Here is a 22564-nt window from a genome sequence, read left to right on the forward strand (position 1 = left end):
GTTGAACGAACGAGCCGGACGGTCCCGGTCGCCGCCACGGTTGAAACCACCGCCCGAGCGGTCGTCACGACGCTCGTACGAACGGCCGCCACGGTCATCACGCCGGTCGTCACGCCGGTCATCCCGACGGTCGTCACGGCGCTCGAAGTTGCCCCGCTCGTCACGGCGGTCGTTCGCCTGGGCCGGCACCGACGCAGCGGCGGCCGCGGCCGTCTCCTGCGCCTTCTCGGTGGCGGCGGCCTCGGCGGCGGCGGCCACGGCGGCCTCCGGGTCCTCGCCGCGCTCGCGGGCGGAGCGCGCCAGCAGGCGGTCCGCCTCCTCGCGCAGCTCGGTCGCGCGGCGCTGCACCCGCTCCAGCTGCCGGCCGAGGTCCTGGACCTCGCGCTCGGCCTGCTTGGCGGCGTTGTTCGCGGAGTCGGCCTGCACCTCGGTCAGCGAGCGGGCGCCGGTGATCTGGGCGACCTCGTCGTCGAACGCGCCGGCGCCGCCGACGATGTGGCGCGAGGCGTCCACGCCCGCGTCCTCCATCAGCCGGAAGATCTGCTTGCGCTGGTGCGGCAGGGCGAGCGAGACGACGGTGCCGGACTGCCCCGCGCGGGCCGTACGGCCGGAACGGTGCAGGTAGTCCTTGTGGTCGCCGGCCGGGTCGACGTTGAGCACCAGGTCGATGCCGTCGACGTGGATGCCGCGGGCGGCGACGTCGGTGGCGACGAGGACGTTGACGTGACCGTCCTTGAAGTCCGCCAGCGTGCGGGTGCGCGCGCCCTGCGTCATGCCGCCGTGCAGCGCGTCCGCGCGCACACCGGAGTCGATCAGCTGCTCCGCGATGCGGTCGGCGCCCAGCTGGGTCCGTACGAAGATGATCGTGCGGCCCTTGCGGGCGGCGATGGCGGCGGTGACCGGCGCCTTGTCCTTCGGCTTCACGACGAGCACGTGGTGGCTCATGGTGGTGACCGCGCCCTGGGCGGCGTCGACCTCGTGGCTGACCGGGTCGGTCAGGTAGCGCTTGACCAGGGTGCCGATCTCGTTCTCCATCGTGGCGGAGAACAGCATCCGCTGGCCGCCGCTGGGCACCAGGTCGAGCAGCTCGGTGACCTCGGGCAGGAAGCCCAGGTCGGACATCTGGTCGGCCTCGTCGAGGACGGCCACCTCGATCTTGTCGAGGGAGGCGGCGCCGCGGTTGATGATGTCGCGCAGCCGGCCCGGGGTGGCGACGAGGATGTCGACGCCGCGCTCCAGGGCGTAGATCTGGTTGCCCATCGAGGTGCCGCCGCAGACGACCTTCATCTTGAGGCCGAGCACGTCGCCGTAGGGCTGGAGCGCGTCGGCGACCTGCATCGCCAGCTCGCGGGTCGGGGTGAGGATCAGGCCGCGGGGGCGCTTCTTCTCGGTGTGGCCGTCGGCCAGCTGGGTGAGCAGCGGGAGGCCGAAGGAGAGGGTCTTGCCGGAGCCCGTACGGCCGCGGCCGAGGATGTCCTTGCCGGACAGGGCGTCCGGGATCGTCGCGGCCTGGATCGGGAACGGCGTGGTGACGCCGTTCTGCGCCAGCTTGCGGACGATGTGCTCGTTGAGCCCGAGGTCGCCGAAGGTGACGGTCGGCTCGCCGACCCCCTCTTCGGCCTCCTCGACTGCCTCGGCCGCGGCTTCCTCGACGGCTTCGGCGGCCTCGGACACCGCGGTGTTCTCGGTGCTCACGATGGGCTGTTCGTCAGCTGCGCTCGCAACGCTCTCGTCGTTCACGGCGTTGTCGGCGGAGACGGCTGTGCTGGAAATGGACATGCGAAATGCGAAACCTTCCGGAGTCTCGGCACGCGCCCAAGCTCCGTGTCGGCTTCACAAATGACCGCCTCAATGCGGTCAGCCACGGCAAGGTAAGGAACGCGCCACGCGGCGCGCTTCGGTTCGGCGCCGGGCAAATGGGATCAAACGATCTACCACCATACGCACCCCACCCCGCGCCACGCAAGTCGCCCCCTGATCAGCCGCCGCCACAGGCCGCACGCCCGGCCGCACGCCCGGCCGCGCGCCCCTCGCCGTACGCCCTCGCCGTACGCCCTCGTCATACGCCGTACGGGCGCTACGCCACCGGGCCGGCCTGCGGCGAGACCAGCGGTTCCCGCTGCGGCGCGGAGGCCGCCGAGGACGTCGTCGGCGACGCGGGCGGCTGCGAGACGGTCGGCGGCGGGGTCGGCTCGACCGGGTCCGTCGGCTTCGGGGGGTCCTTCGGCTTCGACGGCTCGCCCGGCGAGGACGGCGGGCCCGGCCGCCCGGACGTCGGCGGCTTCGGCCGCGTACCCGGCCGCTCTGGCCGCTTCCCGGGCTCCGGTTCGGCGGCCCCCGCGGACTCGGACTCGGAGGCGGAGGACGAGGCGTTGGCGGGGGTCGCCGACCCCTTCGAGGAGGGTTTGCCGTCCTCGTCCCCCGGCCGCGGGCTCTTGCCGCCCTTGGCCGTCTTCGTGCCCGTACCCATGCCCGTACGCGCCCGGCCGTCGTCTCGCGCCACGCCGCCGTCCGGCTGCGGGCCGCCGCCCCGGTGGCCCGACGACTTGGACGGCGCGGGCTTCGCGGGGTCGCTCACGCTCATGCAGCCGCCGAGGGCCATGGCCGCGACGGCGACGGCCGCGGCGCGGACGAGCGCGACGGGTACCTGGGACGCGGGCGGGGACATCGCGCGCATGGGCATGGGGACCACCTTCGGGTCGCGGAGCACGGGCCCCCTGCCCAACTGACCTCCCCCCGCGCAGGACACGCGCCCCGCGCGCCCGGCGCGGTTCGCCCGCCCCCGCCACCCCGCCGGCCGGCGCGGCGCGGCCGGGGACCGTCACCCGTAGCCCAGCGCGTGCAGCCGCTCGTCGTCGATGCCGAAGTGGTGGGCGATCTCGTGAACGACCGTCACCTCCGTCTCCGCGACCACGTCTTCGCGGGACGCGCACATCCGCAGCGTCGGACCCCGGTAGACCGTGATGCGGTCGGGCAGCACGCCCGCGTACCACTCGCCGCGCTCGGTGAGCGGCGTCCCCTCGTAGAGCCCGAGCAGCTCCGGCTCCTCCGCGGGCGGCTCGTCCTCCACGAACACCGCGACGTTGTCCATCAGCCTCGTCAGCTCCGGCGGGATCCGGTCGAGCGCCTCGGCGACCAGCCCCTCGAACTCCTCGCGCGTCATCTCCAGCACACCCGCCATTGTCCGCGACGGGCCCCGGCCCCGCCGGGCGGACGCCGCACCGGGCACGGCCCCCGGCAGCCGCCCGAGGCCGCACCCTCTCCCCCAGAAGCCCCCGGAGCCCCCTTTTGCAGCTCTTCGGGAAACCGTTTTGGCGATACCTCCCCGCATCCCATATGCTTCTCACGTCCCCGACGCGCTGCGAAGCGCCCAGGTGGGCCATCAGCCCTCATCGTCTAGTGGCCCAGGACGCCGCCCTTTCAAGGCGGTAGCACGGGTTCGAATCCCGTTGGGGGCACGCATTACCGTGTGCGAGACTGGTTCAGGCCGGTTTCGCACCATGCAAGGTCCTGTGGAGCAGTTTGGAGTGCTCGCCACCCTGTCAAGGTGGAGGCCGCGGGTTCAAATCCCGTCAGGACCGCTGCGGCTGGGTAGCTCAGTTGGTACGAGCGATCGCCTGAAAAGCGATAGGTCGCCGGTTCGACCCCGGCCCCAGCCACACCCTGTGGCACAGGCCCCGATCCCCCGGATCGGGGCCTGTCGCGTTGTACGGGCCCGGGCAGGCCCCGGAGGGCCCGTGCCGGCTCAGCCGGACGGGGACGCGGCGTGCGTGTGCGACCGTACGGCGGGCCGGCCGCCGGGGTGCCGGTGGCGCCAGATCCAGAAGACCGCGGTGGACACGACGGCCCAGGCCGCCAGCACCAGGAACGGGAAGGCGTGCTGGTAGCGGCCGAAGTAGACCGCGGTGTGCTGCGCGTTGACGGAGGCCCCCGGCGGCAGCCAGCGGCCGATCTCGCCGAGTACGGACGGCAGCAGCGGCCAGGACACGGCGCCGCCGGAGGACGGGTTGCCGAGGAGCACCATCACGCCCCAGGTGGGGATCATCGCCCAGCGGCCGATGAGGGTGTTGAACATCGTGAAGACCATGCCCGACGTGAACATCGTGAACGCCAGGATCAGCCAGGACTCGACGAACGGCAGGTCCAGCGCGCCCAGCAGCCAGTCCACGACCGCGGCGATGGCGAAGGCGCCGAGCAGCGCGTACGCGGCGGTGAAGGCGATCCGCTCGGCCGGATTGAGCCCTCGGGCGTGCACGCTGAGCTGAATGGCCCCGACGAAGCCGATGATGACGGCGGCCAGCGAAATGTAGAAGAGCGCGAGGCCGCGCGGGTCGCCTTCCTGGAGCGGCTTGACGTCCTTGACGGTCACGGGCACCCCGACCGCCTTGCCGACCTTCGGGGCGGCCTGGGTCAGCACCTGGGCGACGGTGGCCCCGGAGGCGCCCGACACGTCGAGGCGGACGTGGCCGTCGGCGACGTCGAGGACGGCGAAGACCTGCTGCTCGTCGACGGCGCGGCGGGCCTGCTCGTACGACGGGTAGTCGTGCAGCTTCAGCGAGGCGTTGAGGGCCTTCTCCATGCCGCCGATGAACGCCTCGCCGCGCGGGGTGTGCTTGCCGCCGACGACGGCGGTGGGGATGTGGTGCGGGGTGGGGTTGGCCATCGTGTAGGTGTACGAGCCCGCGAAGAGTCCGGCCGCGGCGGCGAGGATGAACAGCAGCACCGTCGCGGGCAGGAACGGCGAGTTCTTGAAGGCCGTCCACCGGTCGGCCGCGCTGGGGGGCCTGCCGTGGGCGCCGTGGGCGTGGCTCCCGCCGGATGAGTCGCCGGATGAGTCGCCGGGTGGGGCACCGGGTGAAGAAGTCTCCTGGTCGTCCTGTTGATCATCCATAAGGCCACGCTAAAGCACCTATAGGGGACATTCTCGGTTGGGTTCGCAGACCACAAATGGTTCGCCAGTCTTTTCCGGGAGGTGAGATCCTGGAGGACGTATGTCCAGTCAGCCTGCCCCCGCCCTGCCCGCCCTCCTGGAGCGGCTCCCCGACCTGATGCTGCGCGATCAGCAGCGGCTGGGCCGCCGGCTCGACGGCGCGCGCCGCATCCGCAAACCCGAGGCCCGTTCGGCCGTACTGGCCGAGATCGCGGCCGACGTCGACGCGGCCGAGCTGCGGGTGGCCGCCCGCCGCGAGGCCGTGCCGAAGATCAGCTACCCCGAGCAGCTGCCGGTCAGCCAGAAGAAGGACGAGATCCTGGCGGCCATCCGCGACCACCAGGTCGTGGTCGTCGCCGGCGAGACCGGCTCCGGCAAGACCACCCAGATCCCCAAGATCTGTCTGGAGCTGGGCCGCGGCGTCAAAGGGCTGATCGGGCACACCCAGCCGCGCCGGCTCGCGGCCCGTACCGTCGCCGAGCGCGTCGCCGAGGAGCTGAACACCCCGCTGGGCGAGGCCGTCGGCTGGAAGGTCCGCTTCACCGACCAGGTCGGCGGCGACACCCTCGTGAAGCTGATGACGGACGGCATCCTGCTCGCGGAGATCCAGACCGACCGCGAGCTGCGCCAGTACGACACGATCATCATCGACGAGGCGCACGAGCGCAGCCTCAACATCGACTTCATCCTCGGCTATCTGGCCCAGCTGCTGCCGCGCCGACCGGACCTGAAGGTCGTCATCACCTCGGCGACCATCGACCCGGAGCGCTTCGCCCGGCACTTCGCGAGCTTCGCGTCCGTGGCCGGCGACGAGGGCGGGAACAGCGCGCCGATCGTGGAGGTCAGCGGCCGTACGTACCCCGTGGAGGTGCGCTACCGGCCGCTCCTGGAGGAGGGGTCCGAGGACAGCGACCGGGACCAGATCACCGCGATCTGCGACGCCGTGGACGAGCTCCAGCGCGAGGGCGACGGCTTCGGCGACATCCTGGTCTTCCTCTCCGGCGAGCGCGAGATCCGCGACACCGCGGACGCCCTGGAGAAGAAGAAGCTCAGATCCACCGAGATCCTGCCGCTGTACGCGCGCCTCTCGCACGCGGAGCAGCACCGGGTCTTCCAGCGCCATCAGGGGCGGCGAATCGTTCTGGCGACCAATGTCGCCGAGACCTCCCTGACCGTGCCCGGCATCCGGTACGTGATCGATCCCGGCTCCGCCCGCATCTCCCGCTACAGCCACCGCACCAAGGTCCAGCGGCTGCCGATCGAGCCGGTCTCGCAGGCCAGCGCCAACCAGCGCAAGGGCCGCTGCGGCCGTACGAGCGACGGCATCTGCATCCGCCTCTACTCCGAGGACGACTTCCTCTCGCGCCCGGAGTTCACGGACGCGGAGATCCTCCGTACGAACCTGGCCTCCGTGATCCTCCAGATGACCGCCGCCGGGCTCGGGGACATCGAGAAGTTCCCCTTCATCGACCCGCCGGACCGCCGCAACATCAAGGACGGCGTGGACCTGCTGGTCGAGCTGGGCGCGATCGACCCGAAGCAGAAGGACGTCAAGAAGCGGCTCACCCCGATGGGCCGCAAGCTCTCGCAGCTGCCGGTGGACCCGCGGCTGGCCCGGATGGTCCTGGAGGCCGACCGGAACGGCTGCGTCCGCGAGGTCATGGTGATCGCCGCGGCGCTCTCCATCCAGGACCCCCGCGAGCGGCCGTCCGACAAGCAGGCGCAGGCGGACCAGCAGCACGCCCGGTTCAAGGACGAGAGCAGCGACTTCCTCGCCTTCCTGAACCTGTGGCGCTATGTGCGCGAGCAGCAGAAGGCCCTGTCGTCGTCGGCCTTCCGGCGCATGTGCCGCGGCGAGTTCCTGAACTACCTGCGGATACGCGAGTGGCAGGACATCTACAGCCAGCTGCGTACGGTCGCCAAGACGATGGGCATCCACCTCTCCGAGGAGGACGCGGCACCGGACCACATCCATACGGCGCTGCTCTCCGGGCTGCTCTCGCACCTCGGCCTGAAAGAGGCGGAGAAGAACGAGTATCTGGGCGCGCGCAGCGCCAAGTTCGCCGTCTTCCCGGGGTCGGCGCTCTTCAAGAAGCCGCCGCGCTGGATCATGTCGGCGGAGCTGGTGGAGACCTCCCGGCTGTGGGCGCGGGTCAACGCGAAGATCGAGCCGGAGTGGGTCGAGCCGCTCGCCCAGCACCTGGTCAAGCGCACGTACAGCGAGCCGCACTGGGAGCAGAAGCAGGCGGCGGTGATGGCGTACGAGCGGGTGACGCTGTACGGCGTGCCGATCGTCGCGCAGCGGAAGGTCAATTACGGCCGTATCGACCCGGAGACCAGCCGCGACCTCTTCATCCGCAACGCGCTCGTGGAGGGCGACTGGCGCACGCACCACCAGTTCTTCCACGACAACCGGAAGCTGCTCGGCGAGGTCGAGGAGCTGGAGCACCGGGCCCGCCGCCGCGACATCATGGTGGACGACGAGACGCTCTTCGACTTCTACGACGAGCGGCTGCCGGACGACGTCGTGTCCGGGGCGCACTTCGACTCGTGGTGGAAGCGCAAGCGCCGGGAGGAGCCGGAGCTGCTCAATTTCGAGCACTCCATGCTCATCAACGAGAACGCCGAGCAGGTCACCAAGGACGACTATCCGGACACCTGGCGGCAGGGCGGCCTGAAGTTCAAGGTGACCTACCAGTTCGAGCCGGGCGCGGACGCCGACGGCGTGACCGTCCACATCCCGCTCCAGGTCCTCAACCAGGTCTCCGCCGAAGGCTTCGACTGGCAGATCCCGGGGCTGCGGGAGGACCTGGTCACCGAGCTGATCCGGTCGCTGCCCAAGCCGATCCGGCGCAATTACGTGCCCGCGCCGAACTTCGCCAAGGCGTTCCTGGAGCGCGCGGTACCGCTCCAGGAGCCGCTGACGACCACGCTGACGCGGGAGCTGCAGCGGATGGTGGGCGTGCGGATGGAGCCGGACGACTTCGATCTGAGCCGGGTCCCCGACCATCTGAAGATCACGTTCCGGGTGGTCGACGAGCGGCGCCGCAAGATCGCCGAGGAGAAGGACCTGGAGGCGCTGCGCCTCGCCCTCAAGCCGAAGACGCGGGCGGCCATCACCAAAGCCTTCGAGCAGGCGTCCGAGGGCTCCGGCGGCGGCGGTCCGGAGCAGCGCTCCGGGCTCACGTCGTGGACGGTGGGCACGCTGCCGCGCACCTTCGAGACCCGGCGGGCCGGGCAGCCGGTGAAGGCGTACCCGGCGCTGGTCGACGAGGGCGCGTCGGTGGCGGTGAAGCTCTTCGACACCGAGCCGGAGCAGCGCCAGGCGATGTGGCGCGGCACGCGCCGACTGATCCTGTTGAACCTGCCGTCGAACCCGGCGAAGTTCGCCCAGGACAAGCTGTCCAACCAGCAGAAGCTCGCGCTCTCGCGGAACCCGCACGGCTCGATCGCGGCCCTCTTCGAGGACTGCGTGTCAGCCGCCGCGGACCGGCTGATCGCGGCGCGCGGCGGGCCGGCCTGGGACGAGGAATCGTTCCGCAAGCTCTTCGACGCGGTACGGGCGGACATCGTCGACGCGACGCTCGACGCGATCCGCAAGGTGCAGGAGGTCCTCGCGGCCTGGCAGGCGTGCGAGCGCCGGCTGAAGGCGACCACCTCGCCGGTGCTCCTGCCGTCGCTGACCGACATCAAGGAGCAGCTGGCCGAGCTGATCAAGCCGGGCTTCGTCACGGCCCACGGCGCCCGCCGGCTGCCCGACCTGATGCGCTACCTGGTGGCGGTCGACCGGCGGCTCCAGCAGCTCCCCACCAACGCCCAGCGGGACCGCGCCCGGCTGGAGAAGGTGAAGGAGATGCGGGACGAGTACGCGTGGCTGCTGGAGCAGCTGCCGAAGGGGCGGCCGGTGCCGCAGCAGGTCCTGGACATCCGCTGGATGATCGAGGAGCTGCGGGTGAGCTATTTCGCGCACGCGCTGGGCACGGCCTACCCCGTTTCGGACAAGCGGATCGTGAAAGCGATCGACGAGGCGGCCCCCTGAGCCACTGGTTCGACCGCACCCCCTGAGCTGCTGTAGAGTCTTGCTTCGCAGCCGCACGAGAGTGCGGGGCGAAGCAAGGTCCTGTGGAGCAGTTTGGAGTGCTCGCCACCCTGTCAAGGTGGAGGCCGCGGGTTCAAATCCCGTCAGGACCGCAGTAGTTGAAGGGCCCGCATCCGATCGGATGCGGGCCCTTCTGCCGTCCCCGGCGGCCTGCGCCCGGCGGACGTCCGTACGCGCCGCCGAAGGCCGCGCCCGGCCCTCCCGCCCCAGAAGATCACCAACGCCCCTCAGACGCCCCTGGAGCCCGCCTGGAGCGCCTCCGGAGGTCCCGGCGGCGCCCGCCGGGCCGCTGGCTCTTCCGTGGCTCTTGACGGCGGCATGGTCCGCCGGTACCCAGGCAGAAGGAGGTGCCGCGCTCCATGACGAGAACTTCCCCTCACGAGACCAGGGCGCTGCTGCGCGCTCATCTGTCGGCCGCTTCGAGCTACCGCCATCTGTCGAGGCACTGCCCGATCTGCCACCGGCTGCTGCGCCTCGCCGCCCTGGAACGGCCGGCCGAGCGCAGCAGGGACGAAAGTCCCCCGGCTCGGTGACCAACGGCGGGCGGTTGGGGGTCAGTCGGGTGGAAGGCTGAGCGTGGGAGCGTTCTCATCCGTCTCATTACCGCAGCTGTGCCGTAGGCCACAAGAACGACGCACTGTGACGGGAGTCACCGAAAGAGTTTCAAGGTGGGAGGAACTCACCCCTCACCTACAAAGGGTCAATTTAATATGTGCAATTGCACTCCCCTTAAACGGACTCCGGACGGAGCCGCACGAACCCTCCCGAGCCACCCGTACGGACGTCCCGCAACCACTCGTAAGAGTTCGCCCGAGCCCATACGAGCCCCCGCCGGCCGCGCGCCGGCCGACGCGATCAGGGCATAAAAAGATCGCGCTGGACCCGGCGGAGTCCAGCGCGATCGACGACTGCCCTAGAGGAGCCGGGCGTGGGGCCTGTTGGGGCAGGCGCCTAGTCGTGGTGCAGCTAGGTGGAACTGATGGAGCAGGTGCTGCGGGTGCAACAGGTGAAGCTGATGACGCAGGTGAAGCGGGTACTGCCAGTGGAGCTGAACGAGCGGCTACCGGATTGGGGGACCCGGCGAACAGCCCGGTGACGCAAGGGTGTAGCGGTTGTTCAGGCTTCGCTGCGCTGCTGCGGAATGCCCGCCAACAGCGCGCGGACCTCCGCTTCGCGGTAACGCCGGTGCCCTCCGAGCGTGCGGATGGACGTGAGCTTGCCTGCCTTGGCCCAGCGCGTGACCGTCTTCGGGTCCACGCGGAACATCGTGGCAACCTCAGCCGGGGTCAGCAGCGGCTCGGCATCAGGGGTGCGAGCGGTCATGAGCGGCCTCCTCGGGAGAACCGAACCATCACGGTTCTTTCCTCTAAATTCTGCACCTTGACCCGCGTTGCCCGAAATGGCAGACGCGGGCCGAGTCGGTTATAGGACGAACGGCTTGTCCTCGGCACTACAACTACACCATCCGTCCAGCCGCGTCGGCCAAACCGATGGAATTGCCCTCTCAGGTGTTCAACCTCGACGGAACCCGATGGACCATGCCATAGCGGACAGTCACGCCACCGTGACGATCAGTCACAGTGGGATCAGGGGTCACCAGACCCGCCAAGGAGTGCAATGCCGAGCAATCCGCCCGAAGTTGAGCGGAAGGAGCCATTCCCAGACTCCTTGTCCTATTTTGACACGACAGTGGGGGATGCGCGCAAGGCCCGATGTCAGTGCTTTAGGTCACGGTTGCGGCAATGGCCCGGATCGGGACCTAGGTCCTTACCTGGGTGGCAACTCATCCGCCACAACAGCATCTCACCAGCGCTGCTGCCACTGCCGACTCTTTCATCCCTTGGGACACGACTGCCTCTTGAGACTTCGACAGCCTCACGGGCATCTTGGTTCCCGTACGGTCGCCAATTCGCGTTCGGACTCCGACGACTCGGCTGTCCCGGCCGCCTGCTCCACGGGCTCGGCCCGCGCCGGGCCCAGCTTCGTGCCGGGCTCGGCCCACGCCGGCCTCAGCTCGCGTACTGGCGGTCCCGGACCGCGCTCCACCGGTCCGTCAGCCGCTCGTACGCCGCGCCGGCCCCCGCGCCGTCGCCCTCGCGCAGCGCGGCGAGCCCCTCCGCCACGTCCTCCACCGACCGGTCGTCGGCGAGGTCCGCCTCCGGCACCACGTGCACCAGCCCGCCGTAGTCCAGCTCCACCAGGGAACGCGGGTGGAACTCCTCCAGCCAGCGCCCCACCTCCATCAGGCCGTCGATCAACGGGCCCTCTTCGAGGGAGTCCTTGAGGGTGCGCAGCCCCCGCGCCACCCGGCGCCGGGCCTCGACCATCGGCGTGCGGTAGCGCAGCACCAGCCCGTCGTCGCCCTTGTCGTACTCGCGCTCCTCGGCCGCGAAGAGGACGAACCAGCGCACCGGGACGTGCCAGGTCGCCGTCTTGATCCACGGCCGGGCGTCCGGATTGCGCTCCCGCCACCGCTCGTAGTCCGCCTCCGCCTGCCGGCGCACCACCGGGGGCAGGGCCGCGTCCAGGACGAGCCCCGGAAGCTGCTCCGTGAGCCCTTCGAGCGCCTGCCAGCCGCGCAGCCGCGTCCGCCAGGGGCAGACGCAGGTCACGCCGTCCACGACCGCCACGAACGCGTCGCCGCTCTCGTGCACCGGAACCGCGACGGGCGGCGTCGGCAGCAAGTCCGCGAGCGAGCGGCGGAGTTCGTCCTGGGCGCTCGGGAGCGTCTCGCGCTTCGCGTAGCGCGCCCAGTGACCACGCTCGGGTTCCGGGAAAGCGGCCAGTGGCTCGTAAACCCGCAGATACGCTGTATACGGGACAATCACTGACGACGCCAAGGTCACGCCCGCTCCCTCAAGCCGGAGTCCGTCACTGGGAGTTGTCCTCCCCGTACTGGCCAAATCGTCCCACGCCACCGCCGCCTGGGAGAGTGATCCTCGGCACCTACCTGATCTGCCGGGCCGCCAGGTCTTACGCTCTTGCCGACCGGCCCTCCCCCACCCCTCGGAGGGCTTCCTCCGCGACATATGGGAGTCACCACCGTGACCGACGTACGTCCCACCCTCGACGCCGACAATGTGCTGCACACGCTCTTCCGATCGGACCAGGGCGGCCATGAGCAGGTCGTGCTCTGCCAGGACCGGGAGAGCGGGCTGAAGGCCGTCATCGCCCTCCATTCCACGGCCCTGGGCCCGGCCCTCGGCGGCACCCGCTTCTATCCGTACGCCTCGGAGGACGACGCCGTCCAGGACGCCCTCAACCTGTCCCGCGGCATGTCGTACAAGAACGCGCTCGCCGGGCTGGACCACGGCGGCGGCAAGGCGGTGATCATCGGCGACCCGGCCCCGGTGGCGGAGGGCGGCGCGAAGTCGGAGCAACTGCTGCTCGCCTATGGCCGGTTCGTGGCTTCCCTCGGCGGCCGTTATGTGACCGCGTGCGACGTCGGCACGTACGTCCAGGACATGGACGTCGTCGCGCGCGCCAACCGCTGGACCACGGGCCGCTCGCCCGAGAACGGCGGCGCCGGCGACTCCTCCGTGCTCACCGCCTTCGGCGTCTTCCAGGGCATGCGCGCCTCCGCCGAGGCCGCCTGGGGCGAGCCCACGCTGCGCGGCCGCACGGTCGGCGTCTCCGGCGTCGGCAAGGTCGGCCACCACCTCGTGCGGCACCTCGTCGAGGACGGCGCGTCGGTCGTCGTCACGGACGTGCGGGCGGAGTCGGTCGAGCGCGTCCTGGCCCACCACCGGGAGGGGGTCAGGGCCGTCGCCGACACCGACGCGCTCATCCGCACCGAGCTGGACGTGTACGCGCCCTGCGCGCTCGGCGGCGCGCTGAACGAGGAGACCGTGCCCGTCCTCACCGCGAAGATCGTCTGCGGCGCGGCCAACAACCAGCTCGCCCATCCGGGCGTCGAGAAGGACCTCGCCGACCGGTCCATCCTTTATGCCCCGGACTACGTCGTGAACGCGGGTGGCGTGATTCAGGTCGCGGACGAGCTGCACGGCTTCGACTTCGACCGGGCGAAGGCCAAGGCGACGCGGATCTATGACACGACTCTGGCCATATTCGACCGCGCGAAGTCCGAGGGCATCCCGCCCGCCGAGGCAGCCGACCGGCTGGCCGAGCAGCGCATCGCCGACGCCCGCGCGGCGGCTCTGTAGCCCGTTCACAGTCGTTAACGACAACCGTACGGCGGGCGGGAAGGGAGAGATCTCTCACCACCCGTCGGCGGGTCGCCGCGCGGGACACGTTAAAATCGCAGATGACCAGCGAGGACGGGGCTCCTTGCGGGTTCTGCTCCGGGGCGCGTCACGCGGGCGACGTACCGTATGACCGCGGAAGCAGGTACCGTTGAAGCCCTACAGACCGGTCTCTCCGTCGAGAGTCCGCTCTGACTCATGAACGCGTGTCAAGACTCTGGGGCCGTCGAGCCCCGTCATTGAGGGGGTCGAGCCATGGGGCGCGGCCGGGCCAAGGCCAAGCAGACGAAGGTCGCCCGCCAGCTGAAGTACAACAGCGGCGGGACGGACCTCTCGCGCCTGGCCAACGAGCTGGGTGCAACTCCCACGAAGCAGCCGCCGAAGAGCGAGCCGCTTGTTGAGGACGAGGACAAGCTGGACGACGATCCGTACGCTCAGTACGCGGATCGTTACAACACTGACGATGCCGAGGGCGAGGACGACGACCAGTCGTCGGATCAGCACTCACATCGTCGCCGCACTTGACGCCCTTCAAGCGTCCGCCTCCGCGGTACGACCACTGACCCGGTCCAGGGCCCGCCCCCGGACCGGGTTCTGTGCTGCCCCGCGCCGGATCAGCCTGCGTAGTCACCGGTCAGTGCCACTGCCTCGACGTCTGTGCCGCGCTCGGTGATCTCGCCGGCCACCCAGGCGTCCACGCCGCGGTCGGCCAGTGCCGTGAGGGCCACGTCCGTCGCCGCCTCGGGCACGACGGCCACCATGCCGACGCCCATGTTCAGCGTCTTCTCCAGCTCCAGGCGCTCGACGCCGCCGAGCCGTCCGACCAGGTCGAAGACCGGGCCCGGGGTCCAGGTCGAGCGGTCCACTACGGCGTGCAGCCCGTCCGGGATCACCCGGGCCAGATTGTTCGCGAGCCCGCCGCCGGTGATGTGCGAGAAGGCGTGCACCTCGGCCGTACGGGCCAGGGCCAGGCAGTCCAGCGAGTAGATCTTGGTGGGCTCCAGCAGCTCCTCGCCGAGGGTGCGGCCGAACTCCGCCACCTCGCGGTCCAGCGCCCAGCCGGCCCGGTCGAAGAGCACGTGGCGCACGAGCGAGTACCCGTTCGAGTGAAGACCGGACGACGCCATGGCGATCACCGTGTCACCCGTACGGATGCGATCCGCGCCCAGCACCTGATCGACCTCGACCACGCCCGTACCGGCGCCCGCGACGTCGAAGTCGTCGACGGCCAGCAGCCCCGGGTGCTCGGCGGTCTCGCCGCCGACGAGGGCGCAGCCCGCGAGGACGCACCCCTCGGCGATGCCCTTGACGATGGCGGCGACCCGCTCCGGGTGGACCTTGCCGACGCAGATGTAGTCGGTCATGAAGAGCGGCTCGGCGCCGCAGACCACCAGGTCGTCGACGACCATCCCGACCAGGTCGTGGCCGATGGTGTCGTAGACGCCCATCCGGCGGGCGATGTCGACCTTCGTGCCGACGCCGTCGGTCGCGGAGGCCAGCAGCGGGCGCTCGTACCGCTTCAGGGCGCTCGCGTCGAAGAGCCCGGCGAAGCCGCCGAGCCCGCCGACGACCTCGGGGCGGGTGGCCTTGCGGACCCACTCCTTCATCAGTTCTACGGCGAGGTCGCCGGCCTCGATGTCGACGCCGGCGCCCGCGTAGCTGGCGCCCGCGTCCGGACGCGGCGCGGCCTCAAAAGACTCTGCAGGCATTGCTGGAACTTTCTCGTCGGTGAGCTGCGGCGTTGCGAGAGCTGCGGCGCTACGGGCGGCGGAGGGCGTCCGCCGCGTCGGGCCCGCCCGCGAGCTCGGTCTCCAGGAGGTGCTTGCCCAGCAGCTCCGGGTCGGGCAGCTCCATCGGGTACTCGCCGTCGAAGCAGGCCCGGCACAGGTCCGGCTTGGCGATCGTGGTCGCCTCGATCATCGCGTCCGTGGAGATGTACGCGAGGGAGTCGGCCCCCAGCGACTTGCCGATCTCCTCGACCGACAGACCGTTGGCGATCAGCTCCGCGCGGGTCGCGAAGTCGATGCCGAAGAAGCACGGCCACTTGATCGGCGGGGACGAGATCCGGATGTGCACCTCGGCCGCGCCGGCCTCGCGGAGCATCCGGACCAGGGCGCGCTGGGTGTTGCCGCGGACGATCGAGTCGTCGACGACCACCAGGCGCTTGCCGCGGATGACGTCCTTGAGCGGGTTGAGCTTGAGGCGGATGCCGAGCTGCCGGATGGTCTGGCTCGGCTGGATGAACGTCCGGCCGACATAGCTGTTCTTGACCAGGCCGGTGCCGAACGGGATGCCGCTGGCCTCCGCGTACCCCACGGCGGCGGGGGTGCCCGACTCCGGAGTCGCTATCACCAGATCCGCCTCGGCCGGCGCCTCGGCGGCCAGCTTGCGCCCCATCTCCACGCGGGAGAGGTGCACGTTGCGGCCGGCGATGTCCGTGTCGGGACGGGCCAGGTACACGTACTCGAAGACGCAGCCCTTGGGCTTCGCTGCGGCGAAGCGGGTGGAGCGCAGCCCGTTCTCGTCGATGGCGACGAGCTCGCCCGGCTCGATCTCCCGGATGAAGGAGGCGCCGCAGATGTCCAGGGCGGCGGTCTCGGACGCCACCACCCAGCCGCGCTCCAGCCGGCCGAGGACCAGCGGGCGGATGCCCTGCGGGTCGCGGGCCGCGTACAACGTGTGCTCGTCCATGAAGACGAGGGAGAACGCGCCCAGCACCTCGGGCAGGACCTTGGCGGCCGCGTCCTCGATGGTCAGGGGCTTGCCGTCGCCGTCGACCTGTCCGGCCAGCAGCGCCGTGACCAGGTCCGTGTCGTTGGTCGCGGCCACATGCGTGGCCCGGCCGCCGTCGCGGGGCAGGTCGGCGACCATCTCGGCGAGCTGGGCCGTGTTGACCAGGTTGCCGTTGTGGCCCAGCGCGATGGAGCCGTGGGCGGTCGCCCGGAAGGTCGGCTGCGCGTTCTCCCACACCGAGGCTCCGGTGGTGGAGTAGCGGGCCTGGCCGACCGCGATATGTCCCGTCAGGGAGCTGAGCGATGTCTCGTCGAAGACCTGGGAGACCAGGCCCATGTCCTTGAAGACCAGGATCTGGGAGCCGTTGCTCACCGCGATGCCCGCGGACTCCTGTCCCCGGTGCTGCAGCGCATACAGCCCGAAATAGGTGAGCTTGGCGACCTCTTCGCCCGGAGCCCAGACACCGAAGACGCCGCAAGCGTCCTGGGGGCCCTTCTCGCCGGGGAGCAGGTCGTGGTTGAGTCGTCCGTCACCACGTGGCACGTCTTCGAGTCTAGGGCAGGGAACAGGTTCATCCGAACCGGGGATTGCCAGGAATTGCTCACACCACGGACAGCCACTTGCCGCACACGGGGGATCACCACCGGGTTCGGGCATGACCGGTGGGGCGCTCCGTGCTCCGCGGCCCTCCACATCCGTCGCAGGCCGTGGGTACCGTTCTGAGGAACGGCCCGACGGACGGAGCGCTGATGTTGGAAGAAGCCGAGGAGATCGGCCGCCGCGCCCGGCGCGCCCGGCTCCGACTCGGAATGCCGCAGGCCGACCTCGCCGCCGCTCTGGGCAAGACCCAGGGCTGGGTCTCGAAGATGGAACGCGGCCTGATCGAACTCGACCGCGTCGGCCTGCTCAACCTCGTGGCCTCCGAACTGCACATACACCCCAACGACCTGATCGGACGCCCGTACAACAGCTCGCCCAGTGAGAATCAGTGGCAGGTCGCCGCATCCTCCATCCTGCGCGAGCTGCGCCGGTACGACCTCGCCCCCGTCTTCGAAGGAACTCCGCGGACGTCCGTCCAGCTCTGGCAGGAGACCACGCGGCTGCACCGCCTGCGGGACGCCGCCGCGAACGTGGCGATCATGCAGGTGCTGCCCGACCTGTTCCGCGAGGCCCGCGCCCTCGCGGAGGCGGCCACCGGCCACGAGCGGGAAGAGGCGTTCGCCGTCTACACCGTGTGCTGCAAGTTCGCACACACCGCCGCACATGCCCTCGGGCACCCCGAGTTGGTCGCCATGGCCTGCGAACGAGCCGCCTGGGCGGCCCGGCTGTCGAGCGACTCCGTCATGCCGGCCGTGGCGGACTGGATGCGGGTATGGGACATGTGGGCCACCGCCGACTGGGCGGACGCCGTCGCCCTGTCGGACAAGGCGCTGCACAGCGTGCAGCAGGGCTACGAACAGGGCGAGCCGCTGGCCGTCCGGGCCTGGGGCTCCCTACAGCTGCGTGCGGCCGTCTCCGCCGCGCGCGCGGGGAGCGGCGCCGAGGCCGAGGACCGCATCGAGCACGCGAGGACCGCCGCCGAGCGCCTGGGGCAGTACTCCGGCCCCCCGGTGTACGACCGGCACTCGCTGACCTTCTCGCCGGGCAACGTCCAGATCCACGCGATCAGCGTCGCCCTCGAACTGCGCGAGCAGCGCAAGGCCCTGGCCATAAACCGGCGCACCAGCCCGGAACTCGTCGCCGCGCTCCCCAACTCCCGTCAAGGCCACCACCACATGGACCTCGCCCGCGCGTGGCTCTGGGACGGCAACCGGGACAAGGCGCTGCAGGAACTGGAGACGGCCGAGCGCACCGCGCCGCAGCTCATCCGCAACCACCCCATCGCACGGTCCACACTGCGCAGTATCGTCTACGCCGAACGAGCGGTCACCCGCGAGAAGCTGCGCCGCGTGTCGGACCGGTTCCACCTCGACGGCTGAGAGCTGTATTCCTCCGGTTCATATTCACCCGCCGCCCTGCTTCTAGCTTCGAGGTATGGCCGAACAGACCGCGAAGCGGCGCCCGTCCCAGTTCGCCGAGTCGAGCGACGACATCTCGTTCCACCCCCGGCTGGGCGACGTCGCCTCCGACCTCGCGAAGGGCGGGCGTATCGGCATCGTCATCGCCCTGCCGGACGAAACCTCGGCGTCGTACCACCTGCGTCCGCCGGCAGGCGGACAGGTCTGGTCGGCCAGGTACGACGGCACAACCCTGCGCCGCGTTCCCGTACCCGTGACGCATGTCGTTCCCATGGCACGGGACGTGATCTACGACAGACGGGCGCAGCAGGCCGCCCTACCGGTCGTGGTCCACCACGAGGACGGCGGCACATCCGAGTCGGTGCTCATCCTCACGCCCGCGCAGATCGAGCTGTACCGCATCCAGCTCGATCAGCTCATCGAGCTCCGCGAGAACCAGTGGTGAGCGCGCCCACGGACCGGCACTCCTCGTCCGGCCCTCCCGCCCGCAGCTCCAAGAGGACAACCGCCTCCGGCCGCACGCCCGTACGGCAATCGCGGCCGTTGGCGGCTCACGGAACACGACACACCGAAGTGAGGTCGCACATGAACACGGTAAGGGACCACCTGGCCGAAGAGCAGTGGGCCGCGGTCGTCGCCACGGTCAAGGGGAACAACCCCGGTATGGCGGACCGGACCGCCGGCCGGATCGTGGACGAGGGGCTGAAATTCGTCGTCGCCTGTACCCGTTTCCCGGGGGCCGGCCTCGCGCCCTCGCGCGTCGTCGACGAAGGCTGGCACGGACTCATCCTGCACACGAAGCTGTACGCGGACCTGTGCGCGTCGCTGGGAGTCGGGTTCGTACATCACTTCCCTGGATGGGACCCGATGCACTACGACCCGGACGTGCTGGACCGGACCCGCGAGAAGGTCCGGGCCTGCGGGTACGACGTGGACGAAGCGCTGTGGGGACCGCCTGCGGGCGTTCCGCTCGTGCCCGTGGCCGCGAACTGTCAGCACTCGACGGAGTGCACCATCCGTCCCATGCCGACGCCGCAACCGCCGTGCAGCCAAAAGGTGTCCGGGCCGGCGGGGGCGTAGGTTGAGCGTCGATTGGAGGCTCCATGACTGAGTGGATCGACCCTCGGTACGCCGACCTCGCGGAGGCGTGGCGCGTGGCGCGGGAGCAGGCCGCGCGGGAAGGCGGCGAACCGCCCGTCCGCGGGTTCGTCGTCCCCGGCGCCGGAGAACGCGGCGAGGGGTGAGAAACCGCCCCCTGCCCAGGCACGTGTGAGGGGCGCGGGCCTGTCGACCGGTCCGCGCCCCTGTGTCCGTACGGGACTGCTCCGGTGGTTACCGGACGGCGTGCTGCGGGGCCTGTACGGCCTTGGACGGGGCGGCTTCGCGGCCGAGTTCGTGGACGGCGCGGGGGTCGGCCTTCTCGTCGAGGGTGATTCTGCTGTTGGCGTCGAAGAGGGGGACGCCGGGGACGAACGCCTTGGTGTGCAGGGCCTTGTTGAGCTGGACCGCCGCCTTGGCGCCGAGCACCAGACCACCCTGGACGTTGACCTCGCGGGCCTTGGTGTTGACGGCGGTGTTCACCGCGGGGCGCGAGAAGGTGCCCAGTTCGATGGGGGTCCTGCGGTCGAGGTTGGCGCGCATGGTGCCGGTGGTCAGGTCGGCCTGGAAGGCCGTGAGCCGGGCGATCCGCTGGTTGCGGAGGTTGACCATGGCCATGCCGGCGGTCTTGAAGGCGAGCCGCCCGCCGACCTTGCCCTTGACGTTCGAGACGGCGCCGGACTTCACGCCGAAGTCGAGGGTCTGTTCCGCGTCGACCTTGGCCCCGAGGTTGCCGCGGGCGTCCAGCCGGGTGAGGAGGATGCCCTTGGCGCGGAGCTGGGCGACGGTCTCGGCGGAGACCGTGATCTTGGTGACGCCGCTTTTGACCGCGATCTCGGCCTTGGGGACGGGCGCGATCCGGGCGGCCCCGCTCGGGGCGCCGGAGGCGGCCGAGGCCGCCGCCGGGACCGCCGCGAGGCCGAGCGCGAGGGCGCCGGTGACCGCGGCGGCGGCGCCGCGGGTCAGGGCGGAGCGGGAGGTGGCAGGCGTGAATGAGGACATTGCGTGACGTTCCCTTCTGAACGGTCGATTCGCATACACCACGGAATGCCACTCGTAGTGATGGCGCGACCCCAGAGGGTTATTAGGGGTGCGGGGCTTCACCCGCTTGCCGAAACGGCGCAGGCCCCGGCCCTGGTCGCGGGGCGCGCCCGGCGGTTCGACCGTCAGCCCAGCAGCGGCAGCTGGTCCGCCAGGTCCGCCCGTTCCCCGCTCGCCGAGACCGTGCCGGCCTCGATGACGGTCGCCCAGTCCGTACGGCCGGTGGCGAGCCGGATCCAGGTCAGCGGGTCGGTCTCGACCACGTTGGGCGGGGTGCCGCGGGTGTGGCGGGGGCCCGCCACGCACTGGACGACCGCGAAGGGCGGCACGCGGACCTCGACGGACCCGCCGGGCGCCTTGGCCGCGAGCGCGTCGGCGAGCAGCCGGGTGACGGCGGCGAGCGCCTGCCGGTCGTGGGAGACGGCGGTGCCGGTCGCGGCCGTCAGGTCGTCGGCGTGCACCACGGTCTCCAGCAGCCGGGTCACCAGGAAGTCGTTGACGGTCATGGCCCCGTAGTCCGTCGGGACGAGGGTGGTGGGGCCGGCCTCGGCGACGGCTGCCGTCAGCCGGCCGACGGCCGCGTCCAGCCGGGCGACGACGGCCTCCGGGCCCGGCTCCCCCGCGGCGGCCAGTTCGGCGCTCTCGGCCACCGTCGCCGCCGCGATGTCGTCGGCCTGCTCGCGGAGGGCCGCCAGATAGCGCTGGAGGTCGAGTTCGGCCGCGGCGGGCGCGGGCCGCTCGGCGAGGGCGCGCGGCAGCGTCTCCAGGCAGACGGCGATGTGCACGATCAGATCGCGCACCGTCCACTCCCCCAGCCGCGAACGGGCCGCGAGCAGCGGCTCCGCGTCGGGTGCGGCGCACAGCGTGCCCACCGCGCCGCGCACCGCGCGCAGTTGGCCGTCCAGGGCGCCGCGCACCTTGGCGGGGTCGTACGTACGGGCACGGGGCTTGCGCTGAGCGGGAGGCATGGAACCGACCTTAATCGCGGAGCGACGTCTTCTCGGAGGCCGCCGTCCCGACCGTGAAGACCTCGTTCTCGACGACCGCCGCCCCGACCGTGAAGACCTCGCCGTTGCCGGGCACGCCGACGCCGGTCCAGCGGAACGGGACGCCGCGGGCGGTGTCCAGGTCCGGGCCGTCCATCAGCTGGAAGTGCACATGCGGCTCGCTGGAGTTGCCGGAGTTCCCGCACCGCGCGACGGGCTGCCCCGCCCGGACCCGCTCCCCCTCGCGCACGGCCAGGGAGCCGCGCTGGAGGTGGGCGTACATGGCGTACGTACCGCCGCCGAGGTCGAGGACGAGGTGGTTGCCGACCAGTTTTCCGGCGCCGCCGACCTCGCGGAAGGAGCTCTCGAAGAAGAGGAGGTAGAGCAGTGAGAGGACAGAGGTGCGGCTGAGGTGGTCGCGGGCCCGGTCGGTCGCCCGTACGACCGTGCCGTCGGCGACGGCCGTCAGGGGTGCGCCGAAGCCGGGGAAGTCGCGGTTGCGCCGGGCGATGGGCCACCAGCCGCGGCCGGGGCGGGGGTGCTCCTCGGACTCCGCCACGATGTCGATCGCGTACGCCTGTCCGTACGCGCGGGTGCCGTGGCTCGGCACCTTGTCGGCGGGGCTGTTGAGGGCCGACCAGCGGCCGGTGACGGGCGGGGCGACCTCGATGGGCTCGGCCGGGGTGCTGTGCGGGTCGGCGGCCTTGCGGTGCGGGGCGAGCATGAGGACGACCGAGGCCACGAGGGGAATCCACGTCGCCCAGCGCGGAATGTCCGCGAAGAATCCCGCGACGACCATCGCGAAGAAGATGACCAGGCAGCAGCGGCCGGCGACCATGCTGAGTTTGCGTACGGACATTGTTCCCCCTTGTGTCGTACGGCCGGTGGGGCGGCCGTTTCAGTGCGTGCGACGGGCGCGACCGCCGGTTCAGGGCTGGGCGGCGGCCAGCATCACGAGCAGTGGGACGACCCGGGCGCCGGGGACCTCGTAGTGGCCCCGCGACGGCGCGTGCAGCCAGCCGGCGGCGGTCAACTGCCGCAGGTGGTGGTAGATCTGGCCGGTCGTGCCGATCCCGTCGAGTTCGGTCAGGGCCGCGGCGGTGTCGCGGCCGTCGAGGATCTCGCGGAGCAGCCGCAGCCGCACGGCCTGTCCCAGCGCGGCGAACGACTCGGCGGCGGCGGCCCAGTCCGCGTCCAGGACGGTGTCCGTGGTCAGCCCGTACTGCCACTCGTACCGCAGCCCCGTCGGCATCCGCGCGGCGCCGGTGAACAGCACCCCGCCGGTGTCGGCCCCGCCCTCGGCCAGCCGCTCCTTCAGCCCTTCCAGGGCCCAGAAGTCACCGCCGTCCGCCTCCGGCGCCGCGCGAGGGCCGTCGCCGCCCCGCTCCTCCAGTGCCGCGAGCCGTCTCTCCAGCTCTGCCACGCGCTCTTCAAGATCCACGATTTAGAAGTTACGT

General features: G+C 70.9%; 20 protein-coding genes and 4 tRNA genes. 12 read left to right on the forward strand and 12 right to left on the reverse strand.

The genetic code is table 11. The annotated features are described in order from the left end of the window. The 3 genes from AB0I49_RS17025 to AB0I49_RS17035 form a co-directional block, all read right to left on the reverse strand. Positions 1–1779, reverse strand: a 1779-nt coding sequence (locus AB0I49_RS17025; protein WP_363227746.1) for a DEAD/DEAH box helicase, incomplete at its 3' end; no start/stop codon positions are given. A 298-nt stretch (positions 1780–2077) separates the two neighbouring features. Then, a complete protein-coding gene (locus AB0I49_RS17030) occupies positions 2078–2683 on the reverse strand; it encodes a hypothetical protein (protein WP_363227747.1) in 606 nt (201 codons plus the stop codon). A gap of 138 nt (positions 2684–2821) precedes the next feature. Then, positions 2822–3172 carry a metallopeptidase family protein gene (locus AB0I49_RS17035; protein WP_363227748.1) on the reverse strand — a complete coding sequence of 117 codons (351 nt, stop codon included), beginning with the start codon at positions 3170–3172 and terminating at the stop codon, positions 2822–2824. Between the two features lie 213 nt (positions 3173–3385). Between AB0I49_RS17035 and AB0I49_RS17040 the strand changes: the two genes are divergently transcribed. From AB0I49_RS17040 to AB0I49_RS17050, 3 genes are all read left to right on the forward strand, one after another. Continuing rightward, positions 3386–3458: transfer RNA gene (locus AB0I49_RS17040), tRNA-Glu, on the forward strand. A gap of 48 nt (positions 3459–3506) precedes the next feature. Beyond that, positions 3507–3581 (forward strand) — tRNA-Asp (locus AB0I49_RS17045). 4 nt (positions 3582–3585) lie between these two features. Beyond that, positions 3586–3659 (forward strand) — tRNA-Phe (locus tag AB0I49_RS17050). An 86-nt stretch (positions 3660–3745) separates the two neighbouring features. Here the strand turns inward: AB0I49_RS17050 and AB0I49_RS17055 are convergent. Continuing rightward, on the reverse strand, positions 3746–4891 hold the full coding sequence (locus tag AB0I49_RS17055) for an ABC transporter permease (protein ID WP_363227749.1): 1146 nt from the start codon (positions 4889–4891) through the stop codon (positions 3746–3748). A gap of 100 nt (positions 4892–4991) precedes the next feature. On the opposite strand from AB0I49_RS17055, the gene hrpA reads away from it, so the two are divergent. The 3 genes from hrpA (at position 4992) to AB0I49_RS17070 (ending at position 9562) form a co-directional block, all read left to right on the forward strand. Beyond that, positions 4992–8969 carry an ATP-dependent RNA helicase HrpA gene (hrpA, locus tag AB0I49_RS17060; protein WP_363227750.1) on the forward strand — a complete coding sequence of 1326 codons (3978 nt, stop codon included), beginning with the start codon at positions 4992–4994 and terminating at the stop codon, positions 8967–8969. 77 nt (positions 8970–9046) lie between these two features. Beyond that, positions 9047–9121: transfer RNA gene (locus AB0I49_RS17065), tRNA-Asp, on the forward strand. A gap of 267 nt (positions 9122–9388) precedes the next feature. Then, positions 9389–9562 carry a DUF6274 family protein gene (locus AB0I49_RS17070; protein WP_363227751.1) on the forward strand — a complete coding sequence of 58 codons (174 nt, stop codon included), beginning with the start codon at positions 9389–9391 and terminating at the stop codon, positions 9560–9562. A 583-nt stretch (positions 9563–10145) separates the two neighbouring features. On the opposite strand, the gene bldC is transcribed toward AB0I49_RS17070, so the two are convergent. Continuing rightward, positions 10146–10352, reverse strand: coding sequence for a developmental transcriptional regulator BldC (gene bldC, locus AB0I49_RS17075; protein WP_003949541.1), 207 nt, complete (start codon positions 10350–10352; stop codon positions 10146–10148). A 686-nt stretch (positions 10353–11038) separates the two neighbouring features. Continuing rightward, positions 11039–11875, reverse strand: coding sequence for a hypothetical protein (locus tag AB0I49_RS17080; protein ID WP_363227752.1), 837 nt, complete (start codon positions 11873–11875; stop codon positions 11039–11041). Between the two features lie 183 nt (positions 11876–12058). On the opposite strand from AB0I49_RS17080, the gene AB0I49_RS17085 reads away from it, so the two are divergent. Together AB0I49_RS17085 and AB0I49_RS17090 are read left to right on the forward strand one after the other, a co-directional pair. After that, positions 12059–13192 carry a Glu/Leu/Phe/Val dehydrogenase dimerization domain-containing protein gene (locus tag AB0I49_RS17085; RefSeq protein ID WP_363227753.1) on the forward strand — a complete coding sequence of 378 codons (1134 nt, stop codon included), beginning with the start codon at positions 12059–12061 and terminating at the stop codon, positions 13190–13192. 294 nt (positions 13193–13486) lie between these two features. After that, on the forward strand, positions 13487–13756 hold the full coding sequence (locus tag AB0I49_RS17090) for a DUF3073 domain-containing protein (RefSeq protein WP_363135364.1): 270 nt from the start codon (positions 13487–13489) through the stop codon (positions 13754–13756). 89 nt (positions 13757–13845) lie between these two features. Here AB0I49_RS17090 and purM read toward each other — a convergent pair whose 3' ends face one another. Together purM and purF are read right to left on the reverse strand one after the other, a co-directional pair. Further along, positions 13846–14940: a phosphoribosylformylglycinamidine cyclo-ligase gene (purM, locus tag AB0I49_RS17095; RefSeq protein WP_363227754.1), complete on the reverse strand. Its 1095-nt coding sequence runs from the start codon at positions 14938–14940 to the stop codon at positions 13846–13848. Positions 14941–14989: 49 nt separating this feature from the next. Beyond that, positions 14990–16507 carry an amidophosphoribosyltransferase gene (gene purF / locus AB0I49_RS17100; protein WP_363227755.1) on the reverse strand — a complete coding sequence of 506 codons (1518 nt, stop codon included), beginning with the start codon at positions 16505–16507 and terminating at the stop codon, positions 14990–14992. A gap of 206 nt (positions 16508–16713) precedes the next feature. On the opposite strand from purF, the gene AB0I49_RS17105 reads away from it, so the two are divergent. The 4 genes from AB0I49_RS17105 (at position 16714) to AB0I49_RS17120 (ending at position 19226) form a co-directional block, all read left to right on the forward strand. Next, the gene (locus AB0I49_RS17105) at positions 16714–17943 is read left to right on the forward strand and encodes a helix-turn-helix domain-containing protein (RefSeq protein WP_363227756.1); all 1230 of its coding nucleotides are present in this window, start codon (positions 16714–16716) and stop codon (positions 17941–17943) included. A gap of 55 nt (positions 17944–17998) precedes the next feature. After that, positions 17999–18427, forward strand: coding sequence for a hypothetical protein (locus AB0I49_RS17110; RefSeq protein WP_363227757.1), 429 nt, complete (start codon positions 17999–18001; stop codon positions 18425–18427). 140 nt (positions 18428–18567) lie between these two features. Next, the gene (locus tag AB0I49_RS17115; protein ID WP_363227758.1) at positions 18568–19062 is read left to right on the forward strand and encodes a hypothetical protein; all 495 of its coding nucleotides are present in this window, start codon (positions 18568–18570) and stop codon (positions 19060–19062) included. Positions 19063–19085: 23 nt separating this feature from the next. Further along, positions 19086–19226 carry a hypothetical protein gene (locus AB0I49_RS17120; protein WP_363227759.1) on the forward strand — a complete coding sequence of 47 codons (141 nt, stop codon included), beginning with the start codon at positions 19086–19088 and terminating at the stop codon, positions 19224–19226. An 88-nt stretch (positions 19227–19314) separates the two neighbouring features. Here the strand turns inward: AB0I49_RS17120 and AB0I49_RS17125 are convergent, their stop codons facing one another. The 4 genes from AB0I49_RS17125 to AB0I49_RS17140 all read right to left on the reverse strand — a co-directional run bounded on the left by AB0I49_RS17125 (position 19315) and on the right by AB0I49_RS17140 (position 22548). After that, the gene (locus AB0I49_RS17125; protein ID WP_363227760.1) at positions 19315–20082 is read right to left on the reverse strand and encodes a hypothetical protein; all 768 of its coding nucleotides are present in this window, start codon (positions 20080–20082) and stop codon (positions 19315–19317) included. Positions 20083–20246: 164 nt separating this feature from the next. Next, the gene (locus tag AB0I49_RS17130; protein WP_363227761.1) at positions 20247–21089 is read right to left on the reverse strand and encodes a sterol carrier family protein; all 843 of its coding nucleotides are present in this window, start codon (positions 21087–21089) and stop codon (positions 20247–20249) included. A 10-nt stretch (positions 21090–21099) separates the two neighbouring features. Next, positions 21100–21966 (reverse strand): M23 family metallopeptidase, encoded by an 867-nt coding sequence (locus AB0I49_RS17135; protein ID WP_363227762.1) that lies wholly within the window; start codon positions 21964–21966, stop codon positions 21100–21102. 69 nt (positions 21967–22035) lie between these two features. Next, positions 22036–22548: an ArsR family transcriptional regulator gene (locus AB0I49_RS17140; protein ID WP_363227763.1), complete on the reverse strand. Its 513-nt coding sequence runs from the start codon at positions 22546–22548 to the stop codon at positions 22036–22038. Positions 22549–22564 lie beyond the last annotated feature (16 nt).

This window comes from Streptomyces sp. NPDC050617 (assembly GCF_040654795.1).
Taxonomy (GTDB): Bacteria; Actinomycetota; Actinomycetes; order Streptomycetales; family Streptomycetaceae; genus Streptomyces.

Coding starts and splice junctions, on each gene's coding strand:
- AB0I49_RS17120 (WP_363227759.1), top strand. CDS start 19,086: ATGACTGAGTGGATCGACCCTCGGTACGCCGACCTCGCGGAGGCGTGG.
- hrpA (WP_363227750.1), top strand. CDS start 4,992: ATGTCCAGTCAGCCTGCCCCCGCCCTGCCCGCCCTCCTGGAGCGGCTC.
- AB0I49_RS17125 (WP_363227760.1), bottom strand. CDS start 20,082: ATGTCCTCATTCACGCCTGCCACCTCCCGCTCCGCCCTGACCCGCGGC.
- AB0I49_RS17085 (WP_363227753.1), top strand. CDS start 12,059: ATGGGAGTCACCACCGTGACCGACGTACGTCCCACCCTCGACGCCGAC.
- AB0I49_RS17130 (WP_363227761.1), bottom strand. CDS start 21,089: ATGCCTCCCGCTCAGCGCAAGCCCCGTGCCCGTACGTACGACCCCGCC.
- AB0I49_RS17030 (WP_363227747.1), bottom strand. CDS start 2,683: ATGCCCATGCGCGCGATGTCCCCGCCCGCGTCCCAGGTACCCGTCGCG.
- AB0I49_RS17055 (WP_363227749.1), bottom strand. CDS start 4,891: ATGGATGATCAACAGGACGACCAGGAGACTTCTTCACCCGGTGCCCCA.
- AB0I49_RS17135 (WP_363227762.1), bottom strand. CDS start 21,966: ATGTCCGTACGCAAACTCAGCATGGTCGCCGGCCGCTGCTGCCTGGTC.
- AB0I49_RS17090 (WP_363135364.1), top strand. CDS start 13,487: ATGGGGCGCGGCCGGGCCAAGGCCAAGCAGACGAAGGTCGCCCGCCAG.
- AB0I49_RS17070 (WP_363227751.1), top strand. CDS start 9,389: ATGACGAGAACTTCCCCTCACGAGACCAGGGCGCTGCTGCGCGCTCAT.
- AB0I49_RS17105 (WP_363227756.1), top strand. CDS start 16,714: ATGTTGGAAGAAGCCGAGGAGATCGGCCGCCGCGCCCGGCGCGCCCGG.
- bldC (WP_003949541.1), bottom strand. CDS start 10,352: ATGACCGCTCGCACCCCTGATGCCGAGCCGCTGCTGACCCCGGCTGAG.
- purM (WP_363227754.1), bottom strand. CDS start 14,940: ATGCCTGCAGAGTCTTTTGAGGCCGCGCCGCGTCCGGACGCGGGCGCC.
- AB0I49_RS17110 (WP_363227757.1), top strand. CDS start 17,999: ATGGCCGAACAGACCGCGAAGCGGCGCCCGTCCCAGTTCGCCGAGTCG.
- AB0I49_RS17115 (WP_363227758.1), top strand. CDS start 18,568: ATGAACACGGTAAGGGACCACCTGGCCGAAGAGCAGTGGGCCGCGGTC.